Source organism: Streptomyces sp. NBC_00094 (assembly GCF_026343125.1).
GTDB lineage: Bacteria > Actinomycetota > Actinomycetes > Streptomycetales > Streptomycetaceae > Streptomyces.
Genome location: NZ_JAPEMB010000001.1, coordinates 3,514,476 through 3,529,361, shown reverse-complemented (window position 1 = coordinate 3,529,361; position 14,886 = coordinate 3,514,476). Strand labels below are relative to the sequence as shown.

Genomic DNA, 14,886 nt, shown 5'->3' with positions numbered 1-14,886 from the left:
TCGTCTTTGATCGACTAAAAGATTCACAGGGCGTCTTCCCTGTGTACCTTAGATTCTATACCTAAACTCGCGGTATCGCTGGACAATGGAAGGCCTCATACCTATGGACGCCGTGGACAGGCAGCTCATCCAGGCTCTGCGCGAGAACGGGCGTGCCTCGTACGCCGAGCTCGGCCGGCTCGTCGGGCTCTCCGGCCCCTCCGTCACCGACCGCATCAACCGTCTGGAGACGGCCGGGGTCATCACCGGCTACCGCGCCACCGTCGACGCCGCCTCGCTCGGCCTCGGCGTCACCGCCCTCATCGGCATCTCGCTCTCCGACGCGGCCGACCACGAGGACGTGGCCCGCCGTCTCAAGGACCTCGCCGAGATCGAGGACTGCTGGTTCATCGCCGGCGACGACTCCTTCATGCTCAAGGTCCGCGCCAACGACGTCGACGGCCTGGAGAAGACCATCCGCCGCCTCAGCGGCACGAAGGGCGTCTCCCGCACCCGTACGACGATCGTGCTCTCCACCAAGTGGGAGAACCGGGTCGGGGACCTGCCCGAAGAGGGCTGAGAGTACGGTGGTGGAGCCTGATTTCGGAGACGTCGGAGACAAAGGGAGGCGGCCGTACATGGACGCTGGACTCAAGCGCGAACTTGAGCAGAAGGTCCGGGACGGTGAGCGTCTGAGCCGCGAGGACGGCATCGCGCTGTACGAGTCCGACGACCTCGCCTGGCTCGGCGGTCTGGCCCACGAGGTCCGGACCCGCAAGAACGGCGACGTGGTCCACTTCAATGTCAACCGGCATCTGAACATGACCAACGTCTGCACCGCCTCCTGCGCCTACTGCTCCTTCCAGCGCAAGCCGGGCGAGAAGGACGCGTACACCATGCGCATCGAGGAGGCCGTGCGCCTCGCGAAGGCGATGGAGAACGAGAACCTCACCGAGCTGCACATCGTCAACGGGCTCCACCCCAACCTGCCCTGGCGGTACTACCCGCGCTCGCTCTCCGAGCTCAAGAAGGCCCTGCCGAACGTCTCCCTCAAGGCCTTCACCGCCACGGAGATCCACCACTTCGAGACGATCTCCGGGATGTCGGCCTCCGACATCCTCGACGAGCTGATCGAGGCCGGTCTGGAGTCCCTGACCGGCGGCGGCGCCGAGATCTTCGACTGGGAGGTCCGGCAGCACATCGTGGACCACCGCACCCACTGGGAAGACTGGTCGCGGATCCACCGCCTCGCCCACTCCAAGGGCCTCAAGACGCCCTCGACGATGCTGTACGGGCACATCGAGGAGCCGCGCCACCGCGTCGACCACGTGCTGCGGCTGCGCGAGCTCCAGGACGAGACCGGCGGCTTCCAGGTCTTCATCCCGCTGCGCTACCAGCACGACTTCGTCGACATGCAGGACGGCAAGGTCCGCAACAAGCTCCAGGCGCGCACGACGATGGCGACCGGTGCCGAGGCCCTGAAGACCTTCGCGGTCTCCCGGCTGCTCTTCGACAACGTGCCGCACGTCAAGGTCTTCTGGGTCATGCACGGCGTCCAGACCGCGCAGCTGGCGCTCCAGCACGGCGCGGACGACATGGACGGCTCGGTCGTCGAGTACAAGATCACGCACGACGCCGACAACTACGGCACGCCGAACAAGCTGGGCCGCGAGGACCTGCTCGAACTGATCAGGGACGCGGGCTTCCGGCCCGTCGAGCGGAACACGCGGTACGAGATCATCCGCGAGTACCCGGGCCCGGAGGCGGACCGGCGCGAGTCGCCGCAGGCGATGCGGTTCTGACGACACGCACGGAGAAGGGCCGGAGGGGGACACCCCGCCGGCCCTTCTCTGCGTCCCCGGTCAGTTCAGGGGCAGCAGCATGATGATGTCGTCGCGGTCGTCGCCGGGGGCGACCCGGATCGCGTCGGGGACGCGGCCGACCTCCTTGTAGCCGGACTTGGCGTAGAAGCCGTCGACGCCGGTGCCTCCCCGGCAGGTCAGGCGGATCGCCTCGACCGCCTCGAAGCCCCCGGCGGTACGGGCGGTGTGCTCGACGGCCGCCATGAGGTCGGCGCCGTACCCCTTGCCCTGGTGGCGGGGGTGGACCATCACCGTGTAGAGCCACACCCAGTGCGTCATCAGCGGGTGGGCGTTGAAGGTGAAGAAGGCGGTGGCGGCGACCTCGCCGTCCTCGTCGCGGCCGACGAGCAGGCGCGTACGGCCCTCGGTCATGGCGACGAGGTGCCTGAGCAGCGCGGGGCGTATCTCGTCGGGGGTGACGGGGGGTACGAAGCCGACGGCGCCGCCCGCGTTGGAGACGTCGGCCCAGAGGGAGAGCACGCCGTCGCGCAGGGTCGGGTCGACTGCCGGGTCCACCTCGAAGGTAAGGGTCATGAGGGGATTTTATCTATTACTCGTGCGGCGCTCAAGAGGCCCGGTCCCGGAGGGTCTCCCGCCCCGTGCTTCACTGGTGGGGCGCTCGTCCCGTATGGGAACTTTTCGGAACGGAAGAGTGGACTGACGACATGCTCCGCTACACGCTGATGCGGCTCGGTATCTTCGCCGGGTGCTTCTTCGCCCTGTGGGGCCTCGTCTATGTCGGCGTGCTGCCGCGCGGCCTGGGCGACTCGAACCTCCTCTGGGTCCTCGTCCTCGCCATCGTCGTCTCCGCCCCGCTCAGCTTCGTCCTCCTGCGCAAGCAGCGCGACGACATGAGCGTCGAGATCGTCGGGAAGGTCGACCGCGCCAAGGGCAAGCTGGCCGCGAACCGGTCGCAGGAGGACGCGCTCTAAGAGGCGCCCGGCCCCGTAAGGGCTGCGTAAGGTTCATCACAGATCACCCCGCCCCAGTCGGAGCTTCCAAGGCTCCCGCCTGGGGTGTTCTGCGTTTCGGAGGCGGCGAAGGGGTTCGCGGGCCTCAAAGAATGGCTTTGAGGATCTCAAAGTTCAAGTGTTAACGTGTTCGACATGACGACAGCAGTGCGCCCTCCTCATGCCGCGAGCACCCCGCTCGTGGCGCGCCTGCACGTCGATCTGTGCCTCCCCCAAGCGCTTCGCTTCGCTCGTGCAGGGGGGACCCCCTGTATGTCCGCGGTCTGTTGCCGCGAGCTCTGACCCGGCATCATGCAGCGGCCCGCGTGAAAGCGCGTGTGTGCCGCACCCCCGTCCCGTATGTCCCGATACGCACCTGTGGAGTGTGTCTGTGTCCGCGTCCGCGACCACGCCTGAGCAGAAGTCCCCGGCTTCTTCGCGCATACCCAAGGTCCCCTTCTGGGCCCAGATCATCGCCGGTCTCGTCCTCGGCGCCCTTCTCGGCTGGATAGCCCGCAGCCAGGACGTCGCCTGGCTGAAGGAGACCCTCGGTCAGATCGGCGACATCTTCGTCCAGTTGCTCAAGCTGGCCGTCGCCCCGCTCGTCTTCTTCGCGATCCTGGTCTCGATCACCAACCTGCGGAAGGTGAACAACGCCGCCAGGCTCGCCACCCGCACGCTGCTCTGGTTCATGATCACCTCGCTCATCGCGGTCGCCATCGGCCTCGCGATCGGCCTGATCACCAACCCGGGCGCCGGTACCGGCCTCACCCCGCAGGACGGCAAGCTGCCGAAGCGCGAGGGCTCCTGGATCGACTTCCTGACCGGCATCATCCCGACGGACGTCATCACGCCCTTCACCGAGCTGAACGTCCTCCAGATCGTCTTCATGGCCGCCGTCGCCGGCATCGCCGCCCTCAAGCTCGGCGACCGCGCCAAGCCGATCCTCACGCTCTCCGAGTCGATCCTGGAGCTCCTCCAGAAGGCCCTGTGGTGGGTCATCCGCCTCGCCCCGCTCGGCACCGTCGGCCTCATCGGCTTCGCCATCGCCGACTACGGCTGGGAGCTGATCGGCAAGTACGCGACCTTCACCGCCGACGTCTACATCGGCTGCGCCCTGGTCCTCTTCGGCGTCTACCCGCTGCTGCTGGCCACGGTCGCCAAGGTCAACCCGATCCAGTTCTTCAAGGGCGCCTGGCCCGCGATCCAGCTGGCCTTCGTCTCCCGCTCCTCGGTCGGCACCATGCCGGTCACCCAGAAGGTCACCGAGCGCCTCGGCGTCCCGAAGGAGTACGCCTCCTTCGCCGTCCCGTTCGGCGCCACGACCAAGATGGACGGCTGCGCCGCGATCTACCCGGCGCTCGCCGCGATCTTCATCGCGCAGATCTTCGACGTGCAGCTCGGCATCGGCGACTACCTGCTGATCGCCTTCGTCTCGGTCATCGGCTCGGCGGCCACCGCCGGTCTGACCGGCGCCACGGTCATGCTGACGCTGACCCTCTCCACCCTGGGCCTCCCGCTGGAGGGCGTCGGCCTCCTGATGGCGATCGACCCGATCCTGGACATGATCCGCACGGCCACGAACGTCGCGGGCCAGGCGCTGGTCCCCGTGATCGTCGCCGCCCGCGAGAAGATCCTCGACCACACCGCGTACGAGAACGCCTCGGCGTCCCCGATCGACGAGCTGGTCGCGGTCGGCGAGACCGACCAGAAGGTCGCCGTCACGGCCGCCGCCTGACGTACTCGCCCCGCCCGAACGCCTCCGTGCCCCCTGCCCCCGTCCGGGCAGGGGGCACGTAGGCTTCTGCGGGGCGGCCGGTTGATCTTGGAAACAGGAGTGGGTGCCATGGTTGACGGTGCGAAGGCGCGGCAGTTGCCGCAGCCGCGCGGGAGCGGCAGATGGTGACTCCTCCCCCTCATGTATGAGGGGGCTTCTCGCTATGCCGGGTTGGCGTCGCGACGGACCAGCCCGGCCCGTAGAACGTTCAGAGCGCCCACCGTGTCCGCGTGTGCGGTGTGGTCGCACGAGACGCAGTGGAACTTCTCCTGTGTCGGCCGGTTCTCCTTGGCGACGTGCCCGCATTCGGGGCAGGTTCGTGAGGTGTTGCGGGGGTCCACGGCGATCACTTCCCGTCCGGCGCTTTCAGCAATGCCCCGTTGTAGAGCGAACAGTGATCGCGCAGCATCTCGCCCAGCGCGACCCGCTGGCCCACGGTGGGCCGCATCAGGAACTTGTACGCACGAATCACGCCGGCCCACCCCCTCACCGTCACCCTAGAGGCGGGCACCGGCAGCAACGGCCCTCCTGGCGACAAGTCGCCACCCGCCGAGAATCACCCCGCCAGGCCCGGTCGACAGTCCGAAGGGGGTCAGTTACACCGGCCGGATCGCCGCTGACCGTGATCCGGCAGTACAACGAGGTCCAGAAGCGGCCCGTCCAACCGTCCCGGCGAAGGCACAGCGAAGTCCGGCGCTTCGCACCTCCGCGCTGAGGATCGCCTTCCCGTCCGGCCTGAAGGCCGGGATTCCCTGCCGAGATCATGGGATGGACGAGCTCGCCGGGGTCTCCAAGCCGCCGGTCTGAGCGCTGGTCTCCCCGTTGAGGCTTACTCCGCAGTAAGGTTACCGGCTAGTCATGACCTGGCCCGGCCGCCGCCCCAAGGTCCCCAGGAGCGCAACGTACCGACGCACGACCTCAGTTCATCGCGTAGACCGAGGAGTTGCACGTGTCAGTCGTCACCGCCGCATCCGGGACCGAGCCGGTCGAGCCGCACAAGACGCTGGTCGACGGGCAGGTACGGGAGGTCTCCGTGCCCGCCCTCGTGCCCCGGGTCCGCCGCGGCTCCCTCGCCGACCTGCCGTACGACAACGCCCGCCAGGACCCCGAGGCCGCGCTCTTCTCCCGGAAGGGGCCGGAGGGGGAGTGGTACGACGTCACCGCGTCCCGCTTCGCCGCCGACGTCCACGCCGTCGCCAAGGGGCTCATCGCCCACGGCCTCCGCCCCGGCGACCGGCTCGCCCTCATGGCCCGCACCACCTACGAGTGGACCCTGATCGACTTCGCGGCCTGGGCCGCCGGACTCGTCACCGTCCCCGTCTACCCCACCTCCTCCGCCTTCCAGACCCGCTGGATCCTCCAGGACTCCGGCGCCGCCGCCTGCGTCGTCGAGGACCCCGAGCAGGCCCGGCTCGTCTCCGCCGAGCGCCGGCAGCTCCCCGGCCTCGCCCACCTCTGGGTCCTCGACACCGGCGCCGTCGACCTGCTCCGCAGAGCCGGCGCCCGGGTCGCCGACGAGGCCGTCACCGCCCGCCGCGGACTGCTCACCCCCGAGACCCTCGCCACCCTCGTCTACACCTCCGGCACCACGGGCCGGCCCAAGGGCTGTGCCCTCACCCACGCCAACTTCTTCGCCGAGGTCGACAACGCCGTCCGGCTCCTCCACCCGGTCTTCGTCTCGGAGAGCAAGGAGCCGGCCGCCACCCTCCTCTTCCTGCCGCTCTCGCACGTCTTCGGGCGGATGGTCGCCGTCGGCTGCGTTCGGGCCCGGGTCCGCGTCGGCCACGCCCCCTCCGTCGAGGGCGAGGAGCTCCTCACGGACCTGGCCGCCTTCCGGCCGACCTTCCTCCTCGCCATCCCGTACGTCCTGGAGAAGGTCTTCAACACCGCCCGCGCCACCGCCGAACGCGGAGGCAAGGCCGCCGCCTTCGACCGGGCCGCCCGGACGGCCCGCCGCTACGGACGGACGTCCAGGCCCTCGCTCCCGCTGCGGGCCGCGCGGGCGCTGTACGACCCGCTCGTCTACCGGCGGATCCGGGCCGCGCTCGGCGGCCGGGTGCAGTACGTGATCTGCGGCGGCTCCCCGCTCGCCGCCCCGCTCGCGGAGTTCTTCAACGGCGCAGGCGTCGAGGTCTTCGAGGGGTACGGCCTGACGGAGACCACGGCCGCCTCGACGGTCACCCCGCCGCAGCGGCCGCGCACCGGCACCGTCGGCTGGCCCCTGCCGGGCACGGCCGTCCGGATAGCCGACGACGGTGAGGTCTGGCTCAAGGGCGGCCACGTCTTCGCCGGGTACTGGGACGCCCAGCGCGGGGCGGCCCTGCCGTACACCGACGACGGCTGGTTCCCCACCGGCGACCTCGGCTCGCTCGACGAGGACGGCTACCTGCGGATCACCGGCCGCAAGAAGGACATCCTCATCACCTCGGCGGGCAAGAACGTGGCCCCGGCCCCGCTGGAGGACTGGCTGCGCGCCCACCCGCTGGTCTCCCAGTGCATGGTCCTGGGCGACGACCGTCCGTACGTCACGGCCCTGATCACCCTCGACCACGAGGGCCTCGCGCACTGGCGGCGGATGCGGCACAAGGACCATCTGGCGCTCTGGGAGCTGACCCGGGACGAGGAGCTGCTCGCCACGGTCCAGCGGGGCGTGGACGATGCCAACCGGCTGGTCTCGCGGGCCGAGTCGATCCGTGGATTCCGGCTTCTGACCAGCGAGTTCTCGGAGCGGTCCGGGCATCTGACCCCGTCGCTGAAGCTCAAACGGCGGGCGGTGCTACGGGACTTCGCGCGGGAGATCGACGAGATGTACGGGGCGGGGGGCACCCCCTGAGGGGTGCCCTGCCGGGTGTCCTGCGGGGTGTCCCGCGGGCTCCTCACACCGTGAGCGGTACCTCGTGGATCTCGTCGGCCGCGTGGCCCGTGCGGGCGTGGACCCGCTGGACGGCCTCCATCGACGGGCCGTGCGACAGGCAGTAGACCGTCCCGGAATCCGGGTCGGCCCACGCTCTCTCGAAGTGGACGCCCTCGTCCTTCTCGACCGCGAGGTCGGCCGCGTGCGCTTCCTTGAGCTGCTCGGCCGTGATGCCCACCATCCTGTACGTCCATGTACGTCGCCATGGTTCTCACACCTCCACTTCCATGGTGCGCCGCTTTCAGGGCCAGAGCAGCTCGCGGACCCATCGGGTCGCGCCGGTGGTGCCGGGGGCCGGGTCGCGGCGATAACGGAGGCGGAGGTGGCGGCGGCGGGCGTCGCCCTGGAAGAACTCGACCTCGGCCGGTTCGACCACGTACAGGGTCCAGCTGGGGGCGTGGGCGTCCGGCTCGGCCTCGGCCCGGAGCCAGGCCGCCGCGCTCGCCTCGGCGAGGGTCCCGGGGGAGTCCAGGACCTCGCTCTGCCGGCCGACGAGCGCCGAGGCGAGGGCGCCGGTGGTACGGGCGTGGAGGTCCTCGTACGCCTCCTCGGGGGTGCCGGTGGTGACGTGGCCCCGGATCCGGACCTGGCGGCCCTGGGCCGGCCAGTAGAAGCCGAGCGCGGCCTCGGGGCGGGCGGCGAGCTGGCGGCCCTTGGCGCTGCCGGCGTGCGAGGCGAAGTGCCAGCCGCGCTCGTCGGCGTCGTGCAGCATCACCGTACGGACGTCGGGCCTGCCGTCCTCGTCCACGGTGGCCAGGGAAAGGGTGTGCGGCTCGGTCTGGCCGGCCGCGACCGCCTCGGTGAACCAGTCGTGGAAGAGGGCGAGGGGCTCGGGAGGGGTGTCCGCCGGGTCGAAGGAGGGCAGTTCGGTGTCCCAGACCCGGAGGGAGTGGAGGGCGCGGTGGAAGTCGGTCATGCCGTCACGGTAGGGCGCGCGGGGCCCTCGCCGGTGCCCGCGTCCGTGGCCGGCACGGCGGTGGGCGCGGTCGCGGTCGTGGGCGCCGCGTACTCCTCCAGCGGGACCGCGTTCGCCGCCGCCTGGATCCCGTCGCGGATCTTCTTCGCGATGAGGTTCTTCCACGGGGTCTTCGGCAGGGTCCGCACCATGAACATGCGCAGGGCGATCCTCCACTTCGAGCCGACGGTCATCTCCTTCACGAAGCCCTCGGCCATCTTCTGGTTCTGCAGCACGCCCGGCCGCATCCGCTCCTCGTAGCGGGCGAAGGCCGCCGTGTGGTCGCCGCCGGCCCGGGCCAGCTCGCCCGCCAGGATGTACGCGCCGGTGAGGGCGAGTCCGGTGCCCTGGCCGGAGGCGGGGGAGGAGCAGTGGGCGGCGTCGCCGAGGAGGACGACGCGCCCCCGCGACCAGCGGTCCATCTCGACGAGGGACATGGAGTCGAGGTAGAAGTCGTCGGCGTCGGCCGCGTGTCCGAGGAGCCGGGGGACCTCCCAGCCGTCGCCGGTGAAGGTGTCGGTGAGCAGCCGCTTCTGGTCGGTGACGTCCCGGAGGTCGTAGGGGAGCTTCTCGGGTGCGGAGAAGATGAAGAGGTTCTTGGCGTCGGTCTCGCCGGAGGCGCTGTAGACGCACAGCAGCTTCCGGGGGATCGCGTGGTACGTCTCCCAGCGGTCCAGGCCCAGGTGGTTGGGGGCGGTGAAGATGGAGATGTACGCGCCGAGGTGGCGGGTGAACCGCTCCTCCTCGCCGAAGGCCAGGCGCCGGGTGTTCGAGTGCAGTCCGTCGGCGCCGACGACCAGGTCGAAGCGGCGGACGGTGCCGCTCTCGAAGGTCACCGTGACCCCGTCGGCGTCCTCGTCGAGGGCGGCGATCGAGTCGCCGAAGAGGTACTCGACGTCGTCGCGGGTGCGGTCGTGGAGGATGCGGGCGAGTTCGCCGCGCATGATCTCGTCGTCCTCCTCGACGCGTCCGCCGAAGATGTCGGCGGGCAGCTCGCCGATCGTGCGGCCGGCGTCGTCCACGTACGAACCGCCGCGCATGTCCGTGGAGTTGGCGCGGATCTCGTCGAGGATCCCCATCCGTCGGCAGACCTCGATCGCGGTGCCGCGGATGTCCACCTTGTAGCCGCCGGTGCGGAGTTCGGGGGCGCGCTCGACGACGGTGACGGTGAAGCCGTAGCGGTGCAGCCAGAGGGCGAGGGCCGGGCCGGCGACGGAGGCGCCGGAGATGAGGACGGTCTTGGTCGTGGCCTTGGCGGTGGTGCTGTTCATGGCAGGACTCCTTGTCGGGTGTCTGCGGGCCGTTCCCCTGCCCGCAGACATGACTATACGGATGTCCTACACGACTGTCTATGACGCTTGTATAGATTCTTGGAGGGAGTCAGGACCGGCCCAGCACCACCGTCCCCGAGGAGCAGAACCAGCCCCCCGTCCCCGAGGCCACCGCCAGCTCCGGCAGCGAGCCGTCCGCCCGCCGCACCTGCAGTCCCGGCGCCTCCCCGCGCAGCTGCCGCACCGCCTCCACCAGCAGGAACAGTCCGCGCATCCCGGGGTGGCAGGCGGAGAGCCCGCCGCCGTCCGTGTTCACCGGCAGCCGGTCCTTCTCCCCGAAGAACGCGCCGCCCTCGCCCTTCGCACAGAAGCCCAGGTCCTCCAGGGTCACCAGCGTCATGTAGGTGAAGGCGTCGTAGACCTCGGCCAGGTCGATGTCGGCCGGGGTCACGCCCGCCCGCTCGAAGGCGAGCCGGCCGCTGACCGCCGCCGGGGAGACCGTGAAGTCCTCCCACTCCGACATCGTGGTGTGCGAGGCGTACTCGCCCGTGCCGAGCACCCAGACCGGGTCCGTCCGGCAGTCCTGGACGTACTCCTCGGCGACGAGCAGCACCGCGCAGCCGCCGTCGCTGCGCAGACAGCAGTGCAGCTTGGTGAACGGGTCCGCGATCATCGGGCCGTCCAGCACCTCGTCGACCGTGATCGGGTCCCGGAACATCGCCTCGGGGTTGAGCGCCGCGTTCGCCCGGGCCTGGACGGCGACCTCCGCGAGCTGCTCCAGGGTCGTCCCGTACTGGTGCATGTGGCGGCGGGCGGCCATCGCGTACTTGGCGATCAGCGTGTGCCCGTACGGGACTTCGAACTGGAGCGGGCCGCGCGAGCCGAAGGAGAGGTTCGCCGTCCGGCGCCGGGCCCTGATGTCGGCGCGGGCGGTGGAGCCGTACACGAGCAGGACCGCGTTGGCGTGGCCGGCGGCTATCGCGTCGGCGGCGTGCGCGGCCATGACCTCCCAGGTGGCGCCGCCGACGGCGGTCGAGTCCACCCAGCGGGGGCGCAGGCCCAGGTACTCGGCGACCTCGACCGGTGCGAGGGTGCCGAGACCCGCCGAGGCCAGGCCGTCGATCAGCGAGCGGTCGAGGCCGCTGTCCGCGAGGGCGCGCCGGGCGGCCTGGGCGTGGAGTGCGTACGGGGTGGCCTCGTCGACACGGCCGCAGTCGGAGAGGGAGACGCCGACGACGGCGACGCGGCGGGGGCTGCGTGGAGTGGCAGGCATGAATCTGACGGTACATCAGATTCAGTGAATCGGGACCGGCCTCTCTCTGGGCAACCAGCACTGTACAGCCCTAGCATGACGCACCGTCAGATACGGAGGGAGCTCCATGGACGCCGCCGACACCGCAGCGCTCGCCGCCGCGCTCACCGAGGAACAGCAGGAGATCCGCCGCACCCTGCGGGACCTGCTCACCGAACGGGCCGGGCCACGGGAGAACCGCGAGGCCACCGCCACCCCCGAGGGGTACGACACCGGGCTCTGGGCCCGCATGTCCGGCACCCTCGGCCTCGCGGGACTCGCCCTCCCCGAGGAGTACGGGGGCGTCGGCTGCGGGCCCGCCGAACTCGCCCTCGCCTGCGAGGAGACCGGCCGCGCCCTCGCGCCCTCCCCGCTCCTCGCCACCGCCGTGCTCGCCGCCCCACTGATCGCCGCCCTCGGCACCCCCGCCCAGCGCGCGGAACTCCTCCCGCGCGTCGCCGACGGGAGCCTGACCTGCGCGCTCGCCGTCCCCGGCGGCTCCCTCGCACTCGCCCTCGGCCTGACCGGCGACAACGCGTCGGAGTGCTGGTCGGGCGGTGGCCGGGCCGGCGGCGTCCAGGCGCGCGCGGTGGACGGGGGCTGGCGGCTGTACGGGGAGGCCGCCCAGGTCCTCGACGGGCACAGCGCCGGACTCCTGATCGTCGCCGCCCACGCGGGCGGCTTCGCCCGGAGCCGTACGCTCCTCTTCCTCGTGCGGACGGGGGCGGAGGCGGAGGCCGGCGATCCGGCGGCCCCCGGGACCGTACGGCAGGAAGGCGCCGGTCCGGCGGCCCCCCGGCTCGTACGGACCCGGCGGACCACCCTCGATCTCACCCGCACGCAGGCCACCGTCGAGCTCCGGGACGCCGAGGCCGAACTCCTCGGCGAGGAACCGGCCGACGTCCTCGGCGCGCTCGCCGCCACCGGCCGGACCGCCGCCGTCATGCTCGCCGCCGAGGCGGTCGGCGCCGCCCGCGCCACCCTCGACCGGACGATCGACCACGTCGGCTCGCGCGAACAGTTCGGCCGGCCCGTCGGCTCCTTCCAGGCGGTCAAGCACCGCCTCGCCGACCTCTACGTCCAGGTCGAGGCGGCCCGCTCCCTGACCTACTGCGCGGCCCGCGAGCCGGGACCCGGGCCCGAGAGCGGGCCGCTCGCGCTCGCCCACGCCCTGGAGGCGCTGCGCGCCACCGCCGGCGAGAGCATCCAGCTCCACGGCGGCATCGGATTCACCTGGGAGCACGAGGCCCACCTCTTCTTCAAGAGGGCCGCCTCCGATGAGCTGCTCTTCGGACCCGCCCGGCGCCTCCGCGCCAGGGCGGCGGAACGGACCGGACTCTTCGGAGAGGTGGCGGCGTAGATGCCCGTCGGCGTGAGACTGATGCAGAAGGTGTCCTCGACCCGGACGTTCGCCCGGATCGCCCCGCACGTCATCCCGGCCATGGACAAGGCCGTACACCGGCTGACCGGGGGAAAGGTGCTGCTCAGCGCCCGGATGCTGCCGGGGGTGATCCTCACCGCCCGCGGCGCGAAGAGCGGACAGCCGAGGGTGACGCCGCTCGCCTGCATGCCGGAGCCCGACGGCGGCTGGCTGCTCATCGGCTCCAACTTCGGCAGGCCCGGACACCCGGCCTGGACGGCGAACCTGCTCGCCCACCCGGACGTCGAGGTCAACTGGCGGGGCGAGGACGTCCCCGTACGGGCGGAGCTCCTCGCGGGGGAGGCGCGGGCGGCGGCCTGGAAGTCGGCGCTGGAGTTCTGGCCCCCGTACGCCACGTACCAGCAGCGGGTGGAGCGGGAGATCCGGCTCTTCCGGCTGACCCGGCGCTGAGGGCCGGGTGCCGAAGGCCCGGTGCCGAGTTCCGGTGCCGAAAGCCCGGGAAACGGCTACGCCGACGGCGGTTCCGATCCGTGGGGGCGGAGCGGGACCGCCGTCGGCGTCGACGACAGGACGGGTGAAGGAGGGACGGGCGGGGCTATCTGGTCGGCTTCTTGCCGGTGATGCCCAGGTGCACCAAGAGCGCGAGGTTCGGCTTGAGTTCGGCCTGCTTGACGCCCCAGGTCTGGAAGCCCTTCTGGTGGCCGGCCACCGAGGCCAGCATCGCCACCAGGGAGCCCGCCATGGCGGCGGGGTTGACCTCCTTGTCGACCTTGCCCTTCGCCTGGAGCTCCTTCACCGCGTCCGTGAGGGAGTTGGTGACCGAGTTCAGGATCTTCATGCGGATCTTGTAGAACCTCTTGTCGCCCTCGGCTGCGCCGAGGTCCACGACACGGAGGATCGCGTCGTGCTTGCGCCAGAAGTCCAGGAAGCCTTCGACGAGCTCCTCGGAGGTCTGCCAGCCGGCCTTGCCGACCCAGGAGCGGCCGGAGACCAGCTCGGTCAACCCGGCTCCCTCCTTGGCCATTTCCTCCGCGATCTCGAGAACCGCGCCCTCGACGTCCGGGAAGTACTGATAGAACGTCGCGGGTGAAGTACCCGCCTTCCGGGCCACATCGATGACCTTGACGTCCCGGTAGGGCGAGGAGCTGAGCATCTCACCGAGGCAGTCGAGCAGCTTCTGCCGCGTCGCCTGACCGCGTCGTCCGGCCACGCGGCCGTCGACGGTGCGTACTTGTCCTGTCATGCCGTCAGCTTACCGAGGGGTGATCTGCGCGCGATTCGGCCGACTGCAAATGGGGTGCGGGCCGGTTCCGGGGGCGTTCCACGAGGTCGGCGCGGGTCCGGCGGCTCGGGGTGGAGGGGCGGGTTCAAGCCAGGGCGGCGGGGCGTCACCGTGCGGCCGGAACCGCCCGGCGGATTCGTCGCGGAACCCCGGCGCACCCCCGTACCCGAATAGCCTTATGAACAGCCTGTGGACAACTTCGGTGGACAACTCAAGCGTCCCAAGGGTTCCGGGCCCACGAATCGCCCATTCGTTCGCATGTCGGGACGTGCGGGGGAGCCCCCGCGGTCCTAGCGTGAGGCCATGGCCGTACGTACTGAGGGCACCCCGTGCTGGGTGGACGCGCAGCTCCCCGACCTCGAGGCGGGCAAGCGCTTCTACGGCGAGCTCTTCGGCTGGACCTTCGACCCCGAACGCGACGAGGCCCTCCTCGACGGACGCAGGGTCGCCGGGCTGCTCCCCAAGCGGGACGGCCGCATGCCCACCACCTGGACCGTCTACCTCGCCACCGAGGACGCGGGCGTCCTCGCCGAGCGGATCAAGGCCGCCGGCGGCCAGATGGTCATGGAGCCCTACCCCGTGGGCCCGTTCGGCGTCCTCGCGCTCGCCGCCGACCCCGGCGGCGCCGTCTTCGGACTCCGCCAGTCCGGTGACGACGACGGCTTCGAGAGGACGAACGTACCCGGCGCCTTCTGCTGGATGGAGGTGTACACGCGCCGTCCGGACACCGTCGACACCTTCTACGCCACCGTCTTCGGCTACCTCGGCCGCCAGGCCGACGCCGCCGCGGAGGGCAAGACCGCCGGCTTCGACTACCGCGTCTGGTCGCCCCCCGGCTCCCGGCCCGGCGACGACAGCGCCTTCGGCGGGCGCGCCGTCATCACCGACGACTTCCCGGCCGAGCTGCCCGGCCACGTCCTCGTCTACTTCGCCGTCCGCGACTGCGACGAGGCCTGCGCGACCACCGTCCGGCTCGGCGGCCGCGTCACCACCCCGCCCTTCGACACCCCGCACGGGCGCATCGCCGTCCTCCAGGACAACCAGGGCGCCCGCTTCGCGGTCCTCGCGGAACCCGCCGGTACGCCCTGAACCGTCCACACCTGTCCGGCCCGGTGCACCCGCACCGGGCCGGACCGATATGACCTGTGACACCCCGATCCGCCCCCGGGTTCGCAACCGGGCCCTCGGACAGGAAGAATCAGGGCCACGGGGCCGTACCCTCAT

Annotated in this window: 14 protein-coding genes and 2 pseudogenes; 8 read left to right on the top strand and 8 right to left on the bottom strand. The window is 70.9% G+C overall.

Going from position 1 to position 14,886, the window contains the following annotated elements:
• Window positions 1–103 precede the first annotated feature (103 nt).
• Both OG580_RS15245 and mqnE read left to right on the top strand, forming a co-directional pair.
• Window positions 104–559: an Lrp/AsnC family transcriptional regulator gene (locus tag OG580_RS15245; RefSeq protein ID WP_267044218.1), complete on the top strand. Its 456-nt coding sequence runs from the start codon at window positions 104–106 to the stop codon at window positions 557–559.
• Window positions 560–617: 58 nt separating this feature from the next.
• Complete coding sequence (gene mqnE / locus OG580_RS15240) at window positions 618–1,781, top strand: aminofutalosine synthase MqnE (protein ID WP_267044217.1); 1,164 nt, start codon at window positions 618–620, stop codon at window positions 1,779–1,781.
• A gap of 60 nt (window positions 1,782–1,841) precedes the next feature.
• Here mqnE and OG580_RS15235 read toward each other — a convergent pair whose 3' ends face one another.
• The gene (locus OG580_RS15235) at window positions 1,842–2,375 is read right to left on the bottom strand and encodes a GNAT family N-acetyltransferase (RefSeq protein ID WP_267044216.1); all 534 of its coding nucleotides are present in this window, start codon (window positions 2,373–2,375) and stop codon (window positions 1,842–1,844) included.
• Window positions 2,376–2,506: 131 nt separating this feature from the next.
• Here OG580_RS15235 and OG580_RS15230 point away from each other — a divergent pair, with 131 nt between their 5' ends.
• Together OG580_RS15230 and OG580_RS15225 are read left to right on the top strand one after the other, a co-directional pair.
• Entirely contained in the window at window positions 2,507–2,773 is a 267-nt protein-coding gene (locus OG580_RS15230) for a DUF4229 domain-containing protein (protein ID WP_267044215.1), read from the top strand.
• A 403-nt stretch (window positions 2,774–3,176) separates the two neighbouring features.
• Window positions 3,177–4,529: a dicarboxylate/amino acid:cation symporter gene (locus OG580_RS15225; protein WP_267044214.1), complete on the top strand. Its 1,353-nt coding sequence runs from the start codon at window positions 3,177–3,179 to the stop codon at window positions 4,527–4,529.
• A gap of 200 nt (window positions 4,530–4,729) precedes the next feature.
• Here OG580_RS15225 and OG580_RS15220 read toward each other — a convergent pair.
• Both OG580_RS15220 and OG580_RS15215 read right to left on the bottom strand, forming a co-directional pair.
• Window positions 4,730–4,939, bottom strand: a pseudogene (locus tag OG580_RS15220) (zinc ribbon domain-containing protein); the annotation flags it as partial.
• Window positions 4,915–5,088: a hypothetical protein gene (locus tag OG580_RS15215; RefSeq protein WP_267048247.1), complete on the bottom strand. Its 174-nt coding sequence runs from the start codon at window positions 5,086–5,088 to the stop codon at window positions 4,915–4,917. The gene OG580_RS15215 and the pseudogene OG580_RS15220, both read right to left, overlap by 25 nt.
• Before the next feature lie 429 nt (window positions 5,089–5,517).
• Here OG580_RS15215 and OG580_RS15210 point away from each other — a divergent pair, with 429 nt between their 5' ends.
• Window positions 5,518–7,401: a long-chain fatty acid--CoA ligase gene (locus OG580_RS15210; RefSeq protein WP_267044213.1), complete on the top strand. Its 1,884-nt coding sequence runs from the start codon at window positions 5,518–5,520 to the stop codon at window positions 7,399–7,401.
• Window positions 7,402–7,444: 43 nt separating this feature from the next.
• Here the strand turns inward: OG580_RS15210 and OG580_RS15205 are convergent.
• The 4 genes and pseudogenes from OG580_RS15205 to OG580_RS15190 all read right to left on the bottom strand — a co-directional run bounded on the left by OG580_RS15205 (window position 7,445) and on the right by OG580_RS15190 (window position 10,981).
• A pseudogene (locus OG580_RS15205) lies at window positions 7,445–7,688 on the bottom strand (SCO4226 family nickel-binding protein).
• Window positions 7,689–7,723: 35 nt separating this feature from the next.
• Entirely contained in the window at window positions 7,724–8,398 is a 675-nt protein-coding gene (locus OG580_RS15200; RefSeq protein WP_267044212.1) for a pyridoxal 5'-phosphate synthase, read from the bottom strand.
• Window positions 8,395–9,708 (bottom strand): FAD-dependent monooxygenase, encoded by a 1,314-nt coding sequence (locus tag OG580_RS15195; RefSeq protein ID WP_267044211.1) that lies wholly within the window; start codon window positions 9,706–9,708, stop codon window positions 8,395–8,397. The genes OG580_RS15200 and OG580_RS15195 overlap by 4 nt, the downstream gene beginning before the upstream one ends.
• A 109-nt stretch (window positions 9,709–9,817) precedes the next feature.
• Window positions 9,818–10,981 carry an acetyl-CoA acetyltransferase gene (locus OG580_RS15190; protein WP_267044210.1) on the bottom strand — a complete coding sequence of 388 codons (1,164 nt, stop codon included), beginning with the start codon at window positions 10,979–10,981 and terminating at the stop codon, window positions 9,818–9,820.
• Between the two features lie 106 nt (window positions 10,982–11,087).
• Here OG580_RS15190 and OG580_RS15185 point away from each other — a divergent pair, with 106 nt between their 5' ends.
• The gene (locus OG580_RS15185; protein WP_267044209.1) at window positions 11,088–12,359 is read left to right on the top strand and encodes an acyl-CoA dehydrogenase family protein; all 1,272 of its coding nucleotides are present in this window, start codon (window positions 11,088–11,090) and stop codon (window positions 12,357–12,359) included.
• Entirely contained in the window at window positions 12,360–12,830 is a 471-nt protein-coding gene (locus tag OG580_RS15180) for a nitroreductase family deazaflavin-dependent oxidoreductase (RefSeq protein WP_267044208.1), read from the top strand.
• A gap of 145 nt (window positions 12,831–12,975) precedes the next feature.
• Here the strand turns inward: OG580_RS15180 and OG580_RS15175 are convergent, their stop codons facing one another.
• Window positions 12,976–13,623 (bottom strand): TetR family transcriptional regulator, encoded by a 648-nt coding sequence (locus OG580_RS15175; protein WP_055642901.1) that lies wholly within the window; start codon window positions 13,621–13,623, stop codon window positions 12,976–12,978.
• A 342-nt stretch (window positions 13,624–13,965) separates the two neighbouring features.
• Between OG580_RS15175 and OG580_RS15170 the strand changes: the two genes are divergently transcribed.
• Window positions 13,966–14,751: a VOC family protein gene (locus OG580_RS15170; protein WP_267044207.1), complete on the top strand. Its 786-nt coding sequence runs from the start codon at window positions 13,966–13,968 to the stop codon at window positions 14,749–14,751.
• Window positions 14,752–14,886: the final 135 nt, after the last annotated feature.